Genomic DNA, 15557 nt, shown 5'->3' with positions numbered 1-15557 from the left:
ATCAGGGGCCGTTGGGGAAGACGTCCCTCGTCGAGCCGGAGGTGTCAGTGGTGCGTGCGTCTAGTCAGTTCGCGGAGGCGACGTCTGGAGTCGTCTACATCCATTCATCGCCCGCCGCGCTGTGCCCGCACATCGAATGGGCGCTCACCTCCACCCTCAAGGCGCCCGCCAAACTGCGCTGGACCGCCCAGCCCGCCGATCCCGGACACCTGCGCGCCACCACCGATTGGTTCGGGCCGGTCGGCACCGGCGGCAGATTAGCCAGAGCCTTGCGGGATTGGCCCGTCCTCTATTTCGAGGTCACCGAGGACCCCAGCGAGGGCGTCGACGGCGAACGCTTCTCCTTCGTCCCCGGCCTCGGTCTCTGGTCCGGGCTCACCAGCGCCAGCGGCGACATCATGGTCGGCGAGAACCGCCTGCGGACCATCGTCGCCGAGGCCCGCGCCCACGGCCGCGGCTCGGCCGTCGAGATCGCCGCCGAGATCGACCGCGCGCTCGGCACCGCCTGGGACGACATCCTCGACCCCTACCGCCTCGGCGGCGACGGCGCGGAGGTCACGTGGCTGCGCCGCGACGTCGGCTGACCCGTTCGCCTCGCTACTGACGCGGCGCGCCAAACCACGCGGGCCTACCCTCGCGATCACCGCGAACCGGGCAGAATGCCCAGGGGGAGGGGTACCGACGAGGAGGGTTTCGTGCGGACCACAGCGAGGTTCACCGGCCTGACGGCCAAGATCGCCGGTGTGACAGCGAAAATCGCGGGCGCGACACTGGTCATCGCGACCGCCCTGGTCCTCGGCGCCTGCAACGACAATTCGTCGTCTTCCTCCTCGGCGACCTCCACGCATCCCAAACCCAACGCGACCTCCGCGGCCCCCTTCCCCGCCGCGGGCCACGACGCCATCCAGTGCGGCACCGGTCCCTGGGGACTCGCCGTCGTCGTCTCCACCGCCCACGGCACCGACTTCTGTCCCACCGCCCTCTCGGTCGTCAACGCCTACGCCGACGAACGCGCCAAACAGTCCAACGGCGACATCGCCGTGGTCGTCGACACCATCCGCTGGGTATGCGGTGAGCGCCAAGGCAACCCGAACCCCTACCAGGAGTGCGCGAGCCAGAACGAGTCGGCCGACCGGGTCCGCCTGCTGTCCTGACCCGCTCCGGTCACACCGACGCGGGCTCGGCCATCGGATCCGGATCGGTCAGCGGTTCCACCGGCTGCCGATCCAGCACGCGGCGCAGTCGCTCGGTATCCAACTGCCCCTCCCACTTGGCGACCACCAGGGTGGCGACGCAGTTGCCGAGCAGGTTCACCGTCACTCGCATGGAGTCCATGAGCCGATCCGCGCCCAGCAGAATCGCCACGGCCGCAACGGGAATCGAGCCGTGACCGATGGCGCTGACCGTCGCCGACAGCGCCAGGAAGGAGGAGCCCGGCACACCGGCCATGCCCTTGGAGGTGAGCATGAGCGCGGCCAGCGCGGTCACCTGCTCGCCGACGCTCAGATCGACGCCGAGTGCCTGCGCCAGGAACAGCACGCAGATCGCCAGATACAGCGTCGCGCCGTCCAGATTGAACGAATACCCGGTCGGCACAACCAATCCCGTGGTGGCGCGGGAACAGCCCGCGTCCACCAGCTTGGTCATGATGCGCGGCAACACCACCTCGGTCGAGGCGGTACCCAAGGCCACGAACAGCTCATCCTTGATGTAGCGCACGAACTTCCACAGGCTCGCCCCCGCGAAGACCCGCGTGATGGCCGCCAGCACCAGAATGAACAACACCGCCGCCCCGTAACAGCAGGCGATCAATTTCCCGTACGTGCCAAGGGTTTTCATCCCGTACTGACCGATAATGAACGCCATCGCCCCGAACGCGCCCAGTGGCGACAACCGCATGATCCAGCCGATCACGATGAACAGGATCCGGCTGACGTGGTCGATGGCTTCCAGGACCACCGGCGGCCCGTTCTCCCCGAACTTGGCCAGCGCCAACCCGAACAGCACCGACACGAACAGCACCTGCAGCAGCTTGTTCTCCGCGAACGCCGAAACCAGTGACGTCGGAATGATGTTCAGCAGGAAGTCGACGGTGTGCGGCAGCTCCGCCTTCTGCGTCGTCTTGGCGATCTGATCGGCACCGGTCGCCAGCGTGTGCGCGTCGATGCTGAATCCCGCGCCCGGCTTCACCAGATTGCCGACCAGCAGCCCGAACAGCAGCGCGAAGGTGGTCACCACTTCGAAGTAGATCAGCGCCTTGACCCCGATCCGCCCCACCGACTTCAGATTCCCCACGTGCGCGATCCCGAGCACCACCGTGCAGAACACGATCGGCGCGATCACCATCTTGATCAGCTTGATGAACCCGTCCCCCAACGGCTTCAGATCCGCCCCCAGCCACGGCCAGAACTTGCCGACCACGATGCCCGCGACCACGGCGATGAGCAGTTGCGCGAACATGGAGCGATACCAGGGTGTTCGCCGGACCGTTGTCGCCCCGGCTGCGAGCGTCTCTGACATGCCCCGCACGCTAGAAACCCGCGGTGTCCACCCCGTATCGGGGACGTGTCAACTAAATTTCGTAAGTTTTGTACACGCCCGCCAATGACGGCGGGCGGCCTCCGAGGAGACCGCCCGCCCATGCCATGTCCGAAGCTACAGCGGAATGTTCTTGTTGTGCTGCGGCCGGGCCGGGGCCGCAGCGAGCGCCGCCGCGATGGTGGAGCGGGTCTTGGCCGGGTCGACGACCTGGTCCACGACGCCGATCGCCATGGCGCGCTCGACGCCACCGGCAATGCGCTCGTGCTCCTCGGTGAGCCGCTCGAGCATGGCTTCGCGCTCCTCCTCCGGGGCGGCCGCGAGGGCCTTCTTGTGCAGGATGCCGACCGCGGCCTTCGCGCCCATGACCGCGACCTCGGAGCCCGGCCACGCGTAAACCGCTGTGGCACCGAGGGATCGGGCGTTCATGGCGATGTAGGCGCCGCCGTAGATCTTGCGGGTCACCAGGGTGACGCGCGGGACGCGGGCCTCGGCGAAGGCGTGCAACAGCTTCGCGCCGCGGCGCACCACGCCCTCGAACTCCTGCGAGACACCCGGCAGGTAGCCCGGCACGTCGGTGACCACGATCAGCGGAATGCCGAAGGCATTGCACAGGCGCACGAAACGCGAAGCCTTCTCGGCGCTTTCGGAGTTGAGGCAGCCGCCCAGGCGAATCGGGTTGTTGGCCAGCACGCCGACGGTGCGACCGCCGAGGCGACCCAGACCGACCACCATGGAGCGGGCGTAGCCGCCCTGCAGTTCCTCGAAAGTGCTTTCGCCGTCGACATTGTCGAGCAGCTCGTGAATGATCGGCTTCACGTCGTAGGCGCGCTTGGCCGACTCCGGCATCATGGCCTTGAGGTCGACATCGCCGTGCGCGGCCGCGGCCAAATCGAATTCGCCCTGCTCGGCGAACATCGAGACCAACCGGCGCGCCCGGTGCATGGCGTCCTGTTCGTCATCGGCCACGATGTGGCAGACGCCGGACTTCTTGCCGTGGGTGATCGGCCCGCCGAGCGTCTCCATGTCGACGCTCTCGCCGGTCACCGTCTTCACGATGTCGGGTCCGGTGACGAAGACGCGGCCCTCGGGGGCCATGATCACGATGTCGGTCAGCGCCGGACCGTAGGCGGCGCCACCGGCCGCGAAGCCGAGCACCACCGAAATCTGGGGGACCTGGCCGGACGCGCGGACCATGGCCTCGAAGACCAGCCCGACCGCGTGCAGCGCCTCGACGCCCTCGGCCAGGCGCGCGCCACCCGAATGCCACAGGCCCACAACGGGAATCTGGGAGTCGATGGCGGTATCGATCGCATCGACAATGTGCTTGCAACCCTCGACGCCCATGGCGCCGCCCATCACGGTCGCATCGGAGCAGTAGGCGACGGTGCGCACACCGTCGATCTCACCAATGGCGGCGAGCACACCGGACTTGTCGCGGGGGTGCAGCGGCAGCACGGTTCCGGGATCGAAGAACCGCTGCAACCGACCCAGCGGGTCGCGCGGATCGGTCGTGGTATCCGCGTGTGCGGGAGCCATGATGGTCATCGCAAACTCTCCTCTGAAGGAAACGCGGTCGCCGAAGCGGCTGCGAAATGTCGAAAATCCCGGCAGGGGAACGGGTCTGGGATCTCGACCCGAGATCCCCTGCCGGGACCGCTTGTCTTACTGACCGGTTCTAGAAGTGCGCGGTTCTTCTGAGTGCGCCGTCAGTACCGGCCGAAGGCGAGCGCGACATTGTGCCCACCGAAACCGAAGGAGTTGTTGATCGCGTACTCGATGTCCTGATGGCGTGCGGTGCCATGCACGATGTCGAGATCGATCGCCGGATCCTGGTTCTCGAGGTTCAGCGTCGGCGGGACGACCCCGTCGCGAATGCTGAGCACCGTGAGCACCGACTCGAGGGCGCCGACGGCACCGATCGAGTGGCCCAGGGCCGACTTGGGCGCGTACACCGAGGCGTGCTGCACGCCTGCCTTGTGAATCGCGTTCGCTTCCGCGGTGTCACCGATCGGGGTGGCGGTCGCGTGAGCGTTGACATGGGTCACGTCCTTGGCGGACAACCCGGCGGTCTGCATCGCGCGCTGCATGGCGCGAGCCGCACCGCTGCCCTCCGGATCGGGAGCCACCAGGTGGAATCCGTCGGAGGTGATACCCGCGCCCATGAGTCGGGCGTGGATGGTGGCGCCGCGCGCCTTGGCGTGCTCCTCGGTCTCGATGACCATGAGCGCGCCCGCTTCGCCGAAGACGAAGCCGTCGCGGTCCTTGTCGAAGGGGCGCGAGGCCGCCTTCGGATCGTCATTGCGCGTGGACATGGCCCGCATCATGGAGAACGCGGCGATCGGAACGGAGTCGATGAAGCCCTCGACACCACCGGTCACGACCATGTCGGCGTCACCCATGACGATCATGCGCCACGCGTTGGCGATGGCCTCCGAACCCGACGAGCACGCCGAGACCGGAGTGATCACGCCCGCACGGGCTTTGAGTTCGAGACCGACGACGGCGGACGGACCGTTCGGCATGACCATCTGAACGGCCAGTGGCGAAATCTTGCGATAGCCACCGTTCTTCAGCTTGTCCACCGAATCGATCAGTGCGTCGCCGCCGCCGAGACCGGTGCCGATGGCCACACCCAGCCGAAGCGGGTCAACCTCGGGCGAGCCAGCGTTCTTCCACACCTCGCGACCGAGCACGGTCGCCAGACGCTCGACGTACGCCATGCGACGGATCTCGACCCGATCGAGCAGCGTGTCCGGCGACACCTTCAGGTGGCCGCCGATTCGAACCGGAAGGTCGTACTCCGCAATGAAGTCGTCCTCGAGAGTGTCGATGCCGCTCTCGCCATTGAGGAGGCCCTTCCACGTCGCATCGACGTCACCGGCGATCGACGTGGTCGCCGCCATGCTCGTTACGACGACGTTGGGAAAGTTCCCGTTCAAGGTGGAAGGAGTGGTCACGGTGTCGGTTCCTACTCGCCCTCGGCGCCGAACTTGGCCTTCAGCTCGGCGGCCGCGTCCTGGTTCTCGGCCTCGAGCTTCTGGATGTACGCCACCGCGTCGCCGACGGTCTTCAGGCTCGCCAGGTCCTCATCGGGGATCTTGACGCCGTACTTGTCCTCGGTCTGGACGGCGATCTCGACCATCGACAGCGAGTCGATGTCCAGGTCGTCGACGAAGGACTTCTCGATGGTGACCTCGGAGGGCTCGATACCGGTCACCTCTTCGATGATCTTGCCGAGCTCTTCGACGATCTGTTCCTGGGTCAGAGCGGCCACTGTGGTGGCTCCCTTCTTGTTTCTGTGGAGGGGTTGGGATTTTCAGTTTGCGGCCAGATTGCTCCCTCGCCGTTGAGGGATCGGGCCGCGAGCCAAGCTAGCTTGCCGCGGTGAGTTCGGCGAGCGCGGGGAGATCCGCCGGGGTCTTCAGCGCCAGATTCGGGGTGCCCTTGAGCTCCCGCTTGGCGATGCCGACCAGGGTGCCCGCGGGCGGCAACTCCGCCACCGCGGAAACCGCTGCCGTACGGATCGTTTCGGTGCACAGGTCCCAGCGCACGGGGCGCGTGACCTGGGCAGCGAGCTTGTCGATCGCATCCTGGCCGGAACCGACCGGCTGCCCGTCGAAGTTCGAGAGCAGGGTGCGGACCGGCGCACTCGGATCGATCTTGGCGATGGCCTCCGCAACGGCGTCCTGGGCGGGTGCCATGAACGCCGTGTGGAAGGCGCCAGCGACCGGCAGGGACCGGATGCGGGCCTTTTCGGGCGGGTTTGCGGCAAGGGCTTCGAGCGCCTCGAGCTTACCCGCTGCCACGATCTGACCCACCGCATTGCGGTTGGCCGGAACGAGTCCGAGTTCCTCGAGGCGGGCGAGCACCTCCGCTTCGTCACCACCGAGCACCGCGGACATACCGGTCGGCTCGAGGGCGCAAGCTTTGGCCATCTCCGCTCCGCGGATGGCGGCCAGGGCCACCGCGTCATCGGCGGAGATGACTCCGGCGACGGCAGCGGCGGCGAATTCGCCGACCGAGTGTCCGGCGACGATGGTATCCGCGGGCAGCGAGTCCTGCGGGATTTCGGCAAAAGCAAGCAGAGCGGCCGCGACGACGAGCGGCTGGGTGACAGCCGTGTCCACGATTTCTTCCGCGGTCGCAGTCGTACCCAAACGCAGCAGGTCCAACCCCGAGGCCTTCGACCACAGCGCGACGCGATCCGCGGCGCCGGGAAGTTCGAGCCAAGGGGTGAGCATGCCGGGTGTCTGAGAGCCCTGTCCAGGGGCGAGCAATGCGATCACGGGTCTAAGAAAACACTGTGACTGCACTCTCACGAGATGTCGGCGCGAATGAAGCTTGGTTGGCTCTTTTGTTAGGTGTCTACAAAAGACCAAGTGGGTTGCCCGGATCGCCCGATCCGCGAATCTCGTTACACACCCTCGGCAGGGTCTGTGACGGGAGTCACATCTGTGGCAGGAGTGGGTGATTCGTTACGAGTTCGAGTCAGCCGACCTACTGTGGCCGCGATACGTAACACATAGGCATCGCGCGGATTCATGGGATCCCGGCCCGTGATGTCGGCGATTCGTTTGAGGCGATAGCGCACCGTATTTGGATGAACGAACAGCTGACGGGCGCAGGTCTCGACCGCTCCGCCGCAGTCCAGATAGGCGTCCAGGGTGTCCGACAAATCGGCGCTGGCGGCGGCCAACGGTAGCACGAGATGCTCGTTCAGGGCCTCCACCGCGGCCCGGTCACCCAGCAGCGCGCGCTCGGGTAGGAGCTCGGACGCGTGCACCGGGCGCGGCGCGCCACGCCAGCCCACCACGGCCTCCATCCCGGCCATCGCCTCCACCGAGCTGACGTGCGCGGCCGACAGTGTGCGCATGGTCGGACCGATCACCACCGGGCCCTCGGAGAAGGCCTCGGCGAGCAGGTCGGCCAGGAACTGCGAGGGATACAGCGGGTCGCCAAGATGTCCGCTGACTACCATGACGAGCCGCGAACCCTGCACCACGGCGAGCGCGTTTCGATTGTGCCGACCGGCGACACTATGTACGGAACTGACAACGGCCACCTGATCCTTGGGGGGCGTTCCCACAAGCACGGTGGCGGGCGCGGTGGCATCCCAATTGAGAGTGGCCGCGCGCGAGAGCATCTCGGGACCGGTGTCGCCGCGCACCACGGCGTCGACGACGAGGGCCTCCAATCGGGTGTCCCAGGCGCCGCGCGACTCGGCGGCCGAGGCGTACACCGAGGCGGCGGCGAATCCGAGCTCGCGCCCGTAGCGCAGCACCGCCTCGGTGAGGGCCACCAGCTGACGATCGTTGCGCGCCAACGCCGGGAGCCACTGCTCGAAGAACTCCATGGCCACCCGGACCATGTCGACGGTCTGGCGCAGCGTGAGCCGCCGCGCCAGATCGTCCGGAATCACCTGGAAGGCATCGAGACTGAATCGAATATCCGATTCCGGGTCCTGCAGCCATTCCAGGAAGTTCACCACCGCCGTCTGCACCAGCATCTGGACCCCGGCCCGCTGGGCGGCGTCCAGATTGGCGAAGAACGGCAACCGATCCTGCATCGAGGCCACGGCCTCGGTCGACAGGCGACCGGAGAACTGCTTGACCCGTTTCAGGAGGGTGTCCGGAAGCGGGTCGCGCGTCTGCCGATTCGGGGAGAGCGCGCCGGTCGGGAGATAGACCTCGTGCGAAGAGGTGCCCTCTTCATTGATCCGGCGCGGCCTCGGCGGTTTACGTTCCACGGTATTTATGGTGGGCTACGCGTCCCCGCCTTCGGTACCGGGTGCCGCCTTCGGCGCGGCGTTCACATCGTCGATGGCGTAGCGGCGGGCCGCCTCGGCGGCCGTCGCGGGCGCGATCTTGCCCTGGGCGGCGAGTCCCTGCAGGACCGCGACCACGATGGACGCGGCATCCACATTGAACACGCGGCGCGCGGCCGGACGGGTGTCGGAGAAACCGAACCCGTCGGTGCCCAGGGTGATGTACTCGCCCGGCACCCACTGGCGGATCTGGTCGGGCACCGCGCGCATCCAGTCGGAGGCGGCGACGAACGGGCCCTGCGCCCGCGACAGCACCTCGGTGATGTAGGGCAGGCCCGGATCCTGGTCCGGATGGCGGAGTTTGGCGATCTCCTTGGCCAGGGCCTCCTTGCGCAGCTCACCCCACGAGGTCACCGAGTAGACGTCGGCCTGCACGTTCCACTCGTTGGCCAGCATCTCCTGCGCGCGCAGACCGTCGGGCATGGTGACGCCCGCGACCAGGATGTTCGCGCGCAGTTCGCCCGCGGCACCGGGCTTGTAGAGATAGATGCCCTTGAGCAGACCCTGCACGTCCAGGCCCTCCGGCTCGGCGGGCTGCACGTACGGCTCGTTGTAGAGGGTGATGTAGTAGAAGATGTCCTCGCCACCGAATTCGTGGTGCTGCGAATGCGATTCGGGGTCGGTGCCCGGCAGCGCCTCCTGGAAGCCGCTGGCCAGGCCGCCGCCGTACATGCGGCGCATGCCGTCGCGCACGATGTGGGCGATCTCGAAGGAGAAGGCCGGGTCGTAGGCGACGCACGCCGGGTTGGTGGACGCCAGCAGCAGCGAGTGACCGTCGTTGTGCTGCAGGCCCTCACCGGTGAGCGTGGTGCGCCCGGCGGTCGCGCCGAGCACGAAGCCGCGGGCCATCTGGTCGGCCGCCGCCCACAGGCCGTCGCCGGTGCGCTGGAAGCCGAACATCGAATAGAAGATGTAGAGCGGGATCATCGGCTCGCCGTGGGTGGCGTAGGAGGTGCCGACCGCGGTGAAGCTCGAGGTCGATCCGGCCTCGTTGATGCCCTCGTGCAGGATCTGGCCGACGCTCGACTCCTTGTAGGCGAGCATCAGTTCCGCGTCGACCGAGGTGTAGAGCTGGCCGTTGCGGTTGTAGATCTTCAACGACGGGAACCACGAGTCCATGCCGAAGGTGCGGGCCTCGTCGGGGATGATCGGGACGATGCGCTTGCCGATCTCCTTGTCGCGCAACAGCTCCTTCATCAGGCGCACGAAGGCCATGGTGGTGGCCACCGGCTGCTTGCCCGAACCCTTGCGCACGCTGCGGTAGGCCTCGTCGCCGGGCAGTTGCAGCGGCTTTGCCGCCGTGCGCCGTTCGGGCAGGTAGCCGCCCAGCTGCTTGCGGCGGTCCAGCATGTACTGGATCTCCGGGGCGTCCTGGCCGGGGTGGTAGTACGGCGGCAGGTACGGATTCGCCTCGAGCTCGGCGTCGGTGATCGGAATGCGCTGCACGTCGCGGAACGCCTTCAGATCGTCGAGGGTCATCTTCTTCATCTGGTGCGTGGCGTTGCGGGCCTCGAAGTGCTTGCCCAGGCCGTAGCCCTTGATGGTCTTGGCGAGAATGACCGTCGGCTGGCCCTTGTGCGCCATGGCCGCGGCGTAGGCGGCGTAGATCTTGCGGTAGTCGTGGCCGCCGCGCTTGAGGTTCCAGATGTCGGAGTCCGACAGGCCCTTGACCAGTTCCTTGGTGCGCGGGTCGCGGCCGAAGAAGTGTTCGCGCACGTACGCGCCGTCATTGGCCTTGTAGGTCTGGTAGTCGCCGTCGGGGGTGGTGTTCATCAGGTTCACCAGCGCGCCGTCGCGGTCGGCCTGCAGCAGGGCGTCCCATTCGCGGCCCCACACCACCTTGATGACGTTCCAGCCCGCACCGCGGAAGAACGACTCCAGCTCCTGAATGATCTTGCCATTGCCGCGGACCGGGCCGTCGAGGCGCTGCAGGTTGCAGTTGATGACGAAGGTCAGATTGTCCAGGCCCTCGTTGGCGGCCACCTGGATCAGGCCGCGCGATTCCGGCTCGTCCATCTCGCCGTCGCCCAGGAACGCCCAAACATGCTGATCCGAGGTGTCTTTCAGGCCGCGGTCGTGCAGGTAGTGGTTGAAGCGGGCCTGGTAGATGGCGTTCATCGGGCCCAAACCCATGGAGACCGTGGGGAATTCCCAGAAGTCGGGCATCAGGCGCGGGTGCGGGTAGGACGACAGGCCGTGGCCGGGGCCGCCGTGGCTGTACTCCTGGCGGAAGCCGTCCATCTGATCGGTGGTGAGGCGGCCCTCCAGGAAGGCGCGGGCGTAGATGCCCGGCGAGGCGTGGCCCTGGATGAAGATCTGGTCGCCGCCGCCCGGGTGGTCCTTGCCGCGGAAGAAGTGGTTGAAGCCGACCTCGTAGAGCGCCGCCGAGGACGCGTAGGTCGAAATGTGGCCGCCCACACCGATTCCGGGCCGCTGGGCGCGGTGCACCATGACCGCGGCGTTCCAGCGGATGTAGGCGCGGAAGCGGCGCTCCACCTCTTCGTCGCCGGGGAACCACGGCTCGTTCTCGGTGGGGATGGTGTTGACGTAGTCGGTGGAGGTCAGCGCGGGGATGGCGACGTGGCGCTCACCGGCGCGCTCCAGCAGGCGCAGCATCAGGTAGCGGGCGCGGCCGGGGCCCTCGCGGGTGAGCATCTCGTCGAACGAGTCGAGCCATTCGCTGGTCTCTTCCGGATCGATGTCCGGCAGGTATGACGCCACCCCCTCGCGAATCACTCGAACCCGGCCCCCCGCCGGGCTTTTGCGTGCCGATCCGGCGTTCGGTCCCGGGGAACCATTGGCGGAATTCGACGAAGTCGGGTGCATCAAGTCGGTCAAGACGTTTGCTCCTCGTACACATGGGGTGGGACATCTGGTGTGGCGTCAATACCCCGGATATCCGCCGGTCGGCGGCATACCCGTAACGATTGGTCTGGGGCGCATCTCACATCCTTGCCGATGATGCGGCCCAGGTCATCATGTCAGCCGGAAATCCAGTACGGTTGCGCAGGGAACCGCCGGGCTGTGATCGGGGAGGAACCAAGTGAAGCTGCTGAACCCCCGGGGGTTCGGGTTGGTGTGCGCATCCGCGGCCGTGGCCGCGGGATTGGTTCTGGCCGGATGTGCCAACACGGTCGAGGGTACCGCGACCGTCGATCAAGCCCAGGTGACGGCGTACAAGGCCGAGGTGGCCTCGTCCTCGGCGGCGGCCAGCTCGTCCAAGGCGGCGGCGGACATCGCGAAAGCCACTGCCGACAACTGCGATCCGTTCCGCAAGAACACCGGCACCGCGGTCGACCGCTACAACGAGTTCGTGGACGCGCACGACGCGAGCGCCGCCGACCAGAACGCCAAGCGCGATGCCGCGGCGACCGCGCTCGAGGACGCGGCCAAGGCGATCGAGACTCAGGTGAGCGCCTCCGGTCCGGCCCTGCCCGCGGATCTGGCGGGCAAGTTCACCGATTACGTGACCGCGGCGCGCGCGTTGGCCGCGGAGATTCGGAAGATGTCGGCCGGGTCGTCGGTCGCGCCGCTCAATGACGCGAGCAAGAAGGTCAACGACGCTCTGACGGCGGTCCGAAACGCCTGCCCGACCAAGTGAACCCGCCGTGTCCGGGTGGCCCCTCGGGTCTCACATACGACATTTAGGGTGCGATTTCGGCCGATCGGCTTGCGCTGAGGGCTTTTACCATGTTCGCTTGCAACTACCTATTGTCGGGAGTTGAGGAGGACACCACCGTGGTCGCCGCGGCGGACGCGCAGAACTACGCTCAGAAGCTTGGCATTGCACACGGCATGGTGGTTCAAGAACTGGGCTGGGACGAAGATACCGACGACGACCTGCGGGCGGGTATCGAGGAAACGATCGGGTCCGAGTTGCTTGACGAGGACACCGACGAGGTTGTCGATGTCGTACTGCTGTGGTGGCGGGATGGGGACGGGGATCTCGTCGACGAGCTGATGGACGTGGTGTCCCCGCTCGCCGACGACGGCATCGTCTGGGTCCTGACTCCGAAAACCGGTCAGCCCGGCCACGTGGACCCGAGCGAAATCGCCGAATCGGCCACGCCCGCCGGTCTCACCTCGACCACACCGGTCTCCCTGGGCACCTGGACGGGCACCAAGCTCACCCAGCCCAAGACGCCCTCCAAGCAGCGCTGAGACCCTCCACTAAGGTTTCAGCTCGAACCGAGTGGCACCGGTGGATGCCTTGCGGCCCGGTCAGGGTCGCCGCGTCTCCACCACGGGTCGCTCGGTGCTGGGCCGTCTCACGCCCGGCGCTGCTCTTGTTCGAGCCCGGCCCCGCGCCGGGACACAGGATGGAGGGGTAGGTATGCCGCTCGAGGTCGGTACGGTCGCACCGGACTTCACACTGAAGGACCAGAACAACCAGGACGTCACGCTGTCGAGCTTCCGAGGCGAGAAAAACGTCCTGATCGTCTTCTACCCCTTGGCCTTCACCGGCATCTGCCAGGGCGAACTCTGCAAGGTCCGCGACGAACTCCCCAAGTTCCAGAACGACAACGCCGAAATCCTCGCCATCTCGGTCGGTCCTCCTCCCACCCACAAGATCTGGGCAGCCGAACAGGGCTACACCTTCCCCCTGCTCTCCGACTTCTGGCCCCACGGCGCGGTAGCCCAGTCCTACGGCGTCTTCAACGAAAAATCCGGCTACCCCAACCGCGGCACCTTCGTCATAGACAAGGACGGCATCATCCGCTTCTCGGAGATGAACGGCCCCGGCGAGCCCCGTGACCAGCAGGCTTGGGAAAAAGCGCTAGCCACACTAGATTCATAACCCGTCGCCCGGCACGCCCGGGCACTCGGGGCGTATAGCTCAGCGGTAGAGCACTGGTTTTACACACCAGCGGTCGGGGGTTCGATCCCCTCTGCGCCCACCCAGAGAGAAGTCGCAGGTCAGAGACTTCTTCCTCTCTAAGTCAGGTGCGAGCGCGGCGACACAATCCTTTGAGCTGCAGTGATTAGGGCGGTCGGCGGTTCGAACTTCTCAGGGCCCTTGGGTCTGAAGTCAACTGAACTGATTGGTGTGGCCAGTGTGGCTAGCGCGGGTTGTTCGGCTCCTGTTGTGAACCTGTCCGCTTGGGGCGACGGGCCGCGCGGGTTTGGTTGCTCTTCCGAAGGGCGTCGGTTTGGTCCTTGGGCAATGGCGATGATCGCCCGACTGAGTTTTCGCAGGTCGGGAGGATCCCTGAGTTCGCTGGTAACGGCGATGTGGTGTTCGCGTCTGGGCATGTCCGCCTCCATGAACGCTGGTCCGAGTGAGACTTGTGCACTTGGCTACGCCTGTTCTGAGTAAATGTCAAACAAGCATATTGGTATGAGCTCTTGTAAGCTTGTTTGACACAATTCTTTCGATAGGTTAAGGGGGCCGTAGTGGAGCGCGAGGTGCTTGCTCGGCTACTGCCATTGCTGCGGCGGGCCGGAGTCACAGTCGTAGCGGGAACTCAGAAGGATCTGGTGCTGAGGGTGCCGGGAGATCTGTCTGCCGCCCAGGTAGATATGAAAGCAGTGCGGCAACGGCTCTCACCGAGTATGACGAACCGCGGGATCGATGGCATCCGGACGTTGTATGTAGCGCCGTCGGCCGCGCCCGATGTCATTGCCGCTGCCGCCGCCGGACGCTTCGATCTGGTCACGGACGATCCCGAACTGGTGATCGTCGGCGGAGAGGTCTTGCTCCAGTCGGAAGAGCCGAAGCGTCGTCCCGGCAGTGGTAAGCCTGCCTGGGGGCGTAATGCGATCCTGCGGGTGCTGGCCTTGGCCTCCCGGCCGCTGCAGCAGTCCGAACTTGCGGCGGCGGTCGGCGTGAGTCAACAGGCCGTTTCTCTTGCCCTGAGCCGACTTTCGTCCTTCGTGACTCGTGACGAGCATGGTTGGAGCGCTCTCGATGGAGCGCTCGAGTCTTGGGTGCGTGAGTATCCGGGCCCGGGTGGGACTGTCGGCTACTGGTATGGCCTGGACGATCCCGCGACGCAAGCGAGTACCGCATTGAAGTTGCTCGACGAATTGGGTTTGAACGCTGTGGTGTCCGGTGATCTCGCTGCTGACACCTACGCGCCGTGGCAGCTGCCGACCACTGTGCGAATGTATCTGCCCGAGATCATCGATTTCACCGTCGTCGGGTTCTCTCCGGTCGAGCCGAACGACGCGACGATGACCATCGTGGTTCCCGAGGATCCCACGATCGCACACGTTGCTGCCGCCTTCGGCACCCGCTACGGCGCGCGGCACTTTCTCGCTGACGCCGCAATCACCTTGTGGGACTTGCTCAATATCAGCACCGCACCCACCGCCGGGGAAGCGGCCGACCGGCTGCGGGACGCGATCCGCAGTGGAGGGCTCGGTGCCTGATCACCGTCGTGCACAGCTGCACATCGTCTCCACATCGAACGCGGCTGATCGCGGTTTCCTGGCTCTTGCCGATCTTGCGGCCGCGGCTGAGGGGCTTCCCGAAGCCAGCTATCGAGTCATCGGTGGGCACATGGTGCAGATGCTCCAGCACATCTACCCGCTGGACGGCTGGCGGCTACGTGGCACAGCCGACGCCGACGCCGGAATGGACAAAGAGGCCCTCGTCGCCGCTGAACGCCAGTTGCACGAGCAGATGGTCGCCCTCGGCTATGAACTGGAATCGGGCAACCGCTACACAAGGGCCAGCGACAAGGGACGGCTGGATGTGGATATCCTCGTCGCGACGTTCGGCAGCGCAGCCCAGAGCGAGATTGTCGGCCGTGCGTTCGACTCGGCGCCCGGCCTGCATCTGGCTGTGGCTGGTGACGTGGTCATCGCCAACGCCCGCGTGGATCTGTTCGTCGGCGGGACTATCGAATTCACTGTTCCCGTACCGGATGTCGAATCGGCTGTGGTTCTCAAAGCTCTCGCTTGGCGAAAACGGCTCGCCGACAAGGACGTTGTCGATCTGGCCACGCTGTTCGAAGTCGTTCATCAGCACCGCTCCGAGATCCGGACCTGGCGACTTGCCGACCCCTCGCTCATCGGTGCGCGCAGAGACGCAGTGGCCGCACTCGCCATGCTCGTCTCGAACATCGACCAAGGCAGATGGCGGAGCGCTTTCACCGGCTCCGCGAACTACGCCAGATTCACCGCCATCATTCGTCGAAACGTCGGGATCTGAGCTCGCGTTGGTGACGAGTGGGTGCTGAGCCATGAT

At 66.1% G+C, this 15557-nt stretch carries 14 protein-coding genes and 1 tRNA gene; 8 read left to right on the top strand and 7 right to left on the bottom strand.

Annotated elements, in window-relative coordinates; genetic code table 11:
- Window positions 1-50 precede the first annotated feature (50 nt).
- Window positions 51-584 carry a DUF3145 domain-containing protein gene (locus tag VMT40_RS15395; RefSeq protein ID WP_326358813.1) on the top strand — a complete coding sequence of 178 codons (534 nt, stop codon included), beginning with the start codon at window positions 51-53 and terminating at the stop codon, window positions 582-584.
- 111 nt (window positions 585-695) lie between these two features.
- Complete coding sequence (locus VMT40_RS15390; RefSeq protein ID WP_326358811.1) at window positions 696-1154, top strand: hypothetical protein; 459 nt, start codon at window positions 696-698, stop codon at window positions 1152-1154.
- A 10-nt stretch (window positions 1155-1164) separates the two neighbouring features.
- Here the strand turns inward: VMT40_RS15390 and dctA are convergent, their stop codons facing one another.
- The 7 genes from dctA to aceE all read right to left on the bottom strand — a co-directional run bounded on the left by dctA (window position 1165) and on the right by aceE (window position 11203).
- A complete protein-coding gene (gene dctA, locus VMT40_RS15385) occupies window positions 1165-2520 on the bottom strand; it encodes a C4-dicarboxylate transporter DctA (protein ID WP_326358810.1) in 1356 nt (451 codons plus the stop codon).
- Between the two features lie 135 nt (window positions 2521-2655).
- Complete coding sequence (locus tag VMT40_RS15380; RefSeq protein ID WP_326358809.1) at window positions 2656-4086, bottom strand: acyl-CoA carboxylase subunit beta; 1431 nt, start codon at window positions 4084-4086, stop codon at window positions 2656-2658.
- Window positions 4087-4247: 161 nt separating this feature from the next.
- Complete coding sequence (locus VMT40_RS15375; RefSeq protein WP_326358807.1) at window positions 4248-5498, bottom strand: KasA/KasB family beta-ketoacyl-ACP synthase; 1251 nt, start codon at window positions 5496-5498, stop codon at window positions 4248-4250.
- A gap of 11 nt (window positions 5499-5509) precedes the next feature.
- Window positions 5510-5815 (bottom strand): meromycolate extension acyl carrier protein AcpM, encoded by a 306-nt coding sequence (acpM, locus tag VMT40_RS15370; protein WP_326358806.1) that lies wholly within the window; start codon window positions 5813-5815, stop codon window positions 5510-5512.
- 97 nt (window positions 5816-5912) lie between these two features.
- Entirely contained in the window at window positions 5913-6827 is a 915-nt protein-coding gene (locus tag VMT40_RS15365; RefSeq protein ID WP_326358805.1) for an ACP S-malonyltransferase, read from the bottom strand.
- Window positions 6828-6955: 128 nt separating this feature from the next.
- On the bottom strand, window positions 6956-8257 hold the full coding sequence (locus VMT40_RS15360; protein ID WP_442790020.1) for a PucR family transcriptional regulator: 1302 nt from the start codon (window positions 8255-8257) through the stop codon (window positions 6956-6958).
- A 45-nt stretch (window positions 8258-8302) separates the two neighbouring features.
- Entirely contained in the window at window positions 8303-11203 is a 2901-nt protein-coding gene (aceE, locus tag VMT40_RS15355; RefSeq protein ID WP_326358804.1) for a pyruvate dehydrogenase (acetyl-transferring), homodimeric type, read from the bottom strand.
- 205 nt (window positions 11204-11408) lie between these two features.
- Here aceE and VMT40_RS15350 point away from each other — a divergent pair, with 205 nt between their 5' ends.
- From VMT40_RS15350 to VMT40_RS15325, 6 genes are all read left to right on the top strand, one after another.
- Window positions 11409-11966: a hypothetical protein gene (locus VMT40_RS15350; RefSeq protein ID WP_326358803.1), complete on the top strand. Its 558-nt coding sequence runs from the start codon at window positions 11409-11411 to the stop codon at window positions 11964-11966.
- A gap of 137 nt (window positions 11967-12103) precedes the next feature.
- Complete coding sequence (locus VMT40_RS15345; protein WP_326307475.1) at window positions 12104-12526, top strand: DUF3052 domain-containing protein; 423 nt, start codon at window positions 12104-12106, stop codon at window positions 12524-12526.
- A gap of 172 nt (window positions 12527-12698) precedes the next feature.
- The gene (locus VMT40_RS15340) at window positions 12699-13163 is read left to right on the top strand and encodes a peroxiredoxin (protein ID WP_326307209.1); all 465 of its coding nucleotides are present in this window, start codon (window positions 12699-12701) and stop codon (window positions 13161-13163) included.
- A gap of 28 nt (window positions 13164-13191) precedes the next feature.
- Window positions 13192-13263, top strand: a tRNA-Val gene (locus VMT40_RS15335).
- Between the two features lie 496 nt (window positions 13264-13759).
- Window positions 13760-14737 (top strand): hypothetical protein, encoded by a 978-nt coding sequence (locus VMT40_RS15330; protein ID WP_326358802.1) that lies wholly within the window; start codon window positions 13760-13762, stop codon window positions 14735-14737.
- A complete protein-coding gene (locus VMT40_RS15325) occupies window positions 14730-15521 on the top strand; it encodes a hypothetical protein (RefSeq protein ID WP_326358801.1) in 792 nt (263 codons plus the stop codon). The genes VMT40_RS15330 and VMT40_RS15325 overlap by 8 nt, the downstream gene beginning before the upstream one ends.
- Window positions 15522-15557 lie beyond the last annotated feature (36 nt).

The sequence above is a fragment of the Nocardia sp. CDC160 genome, assembly GCF_035818795.1.
Lineage (GTDB): Bacteria > Actinomycetota > Actinomycetes > Mycobacteriales > Mycobacteriaceae > Nocardia.
Note: the sequence above shows the minus strand (reverse complement) of the source record. Positions and strands in the feature narration are given on the sequence as shown.

Coding starts and splice junctions, on each gene's coding strand:
- dctA (WP_326358810.1), bottom strand. CDS start 2,520: ATGTCAGAGACGCTCGCAGCCGGGGCGACAACGGTCCGGCGAACACCC.
- VMT40_RS15340 (WP_326307209.1), top strand. CDS start 12,699: ATGCCGCTCGAGGTCGGTACGGTCGCACCGGACTTCACACTGAAGGAC.
- VMT40_RS15380 (WP_326358809.1), bottom strand. CDS start 4,086: ATGACCATCATGGCTCCCGCACACGCGGATACCACGACCGATCCGCGC.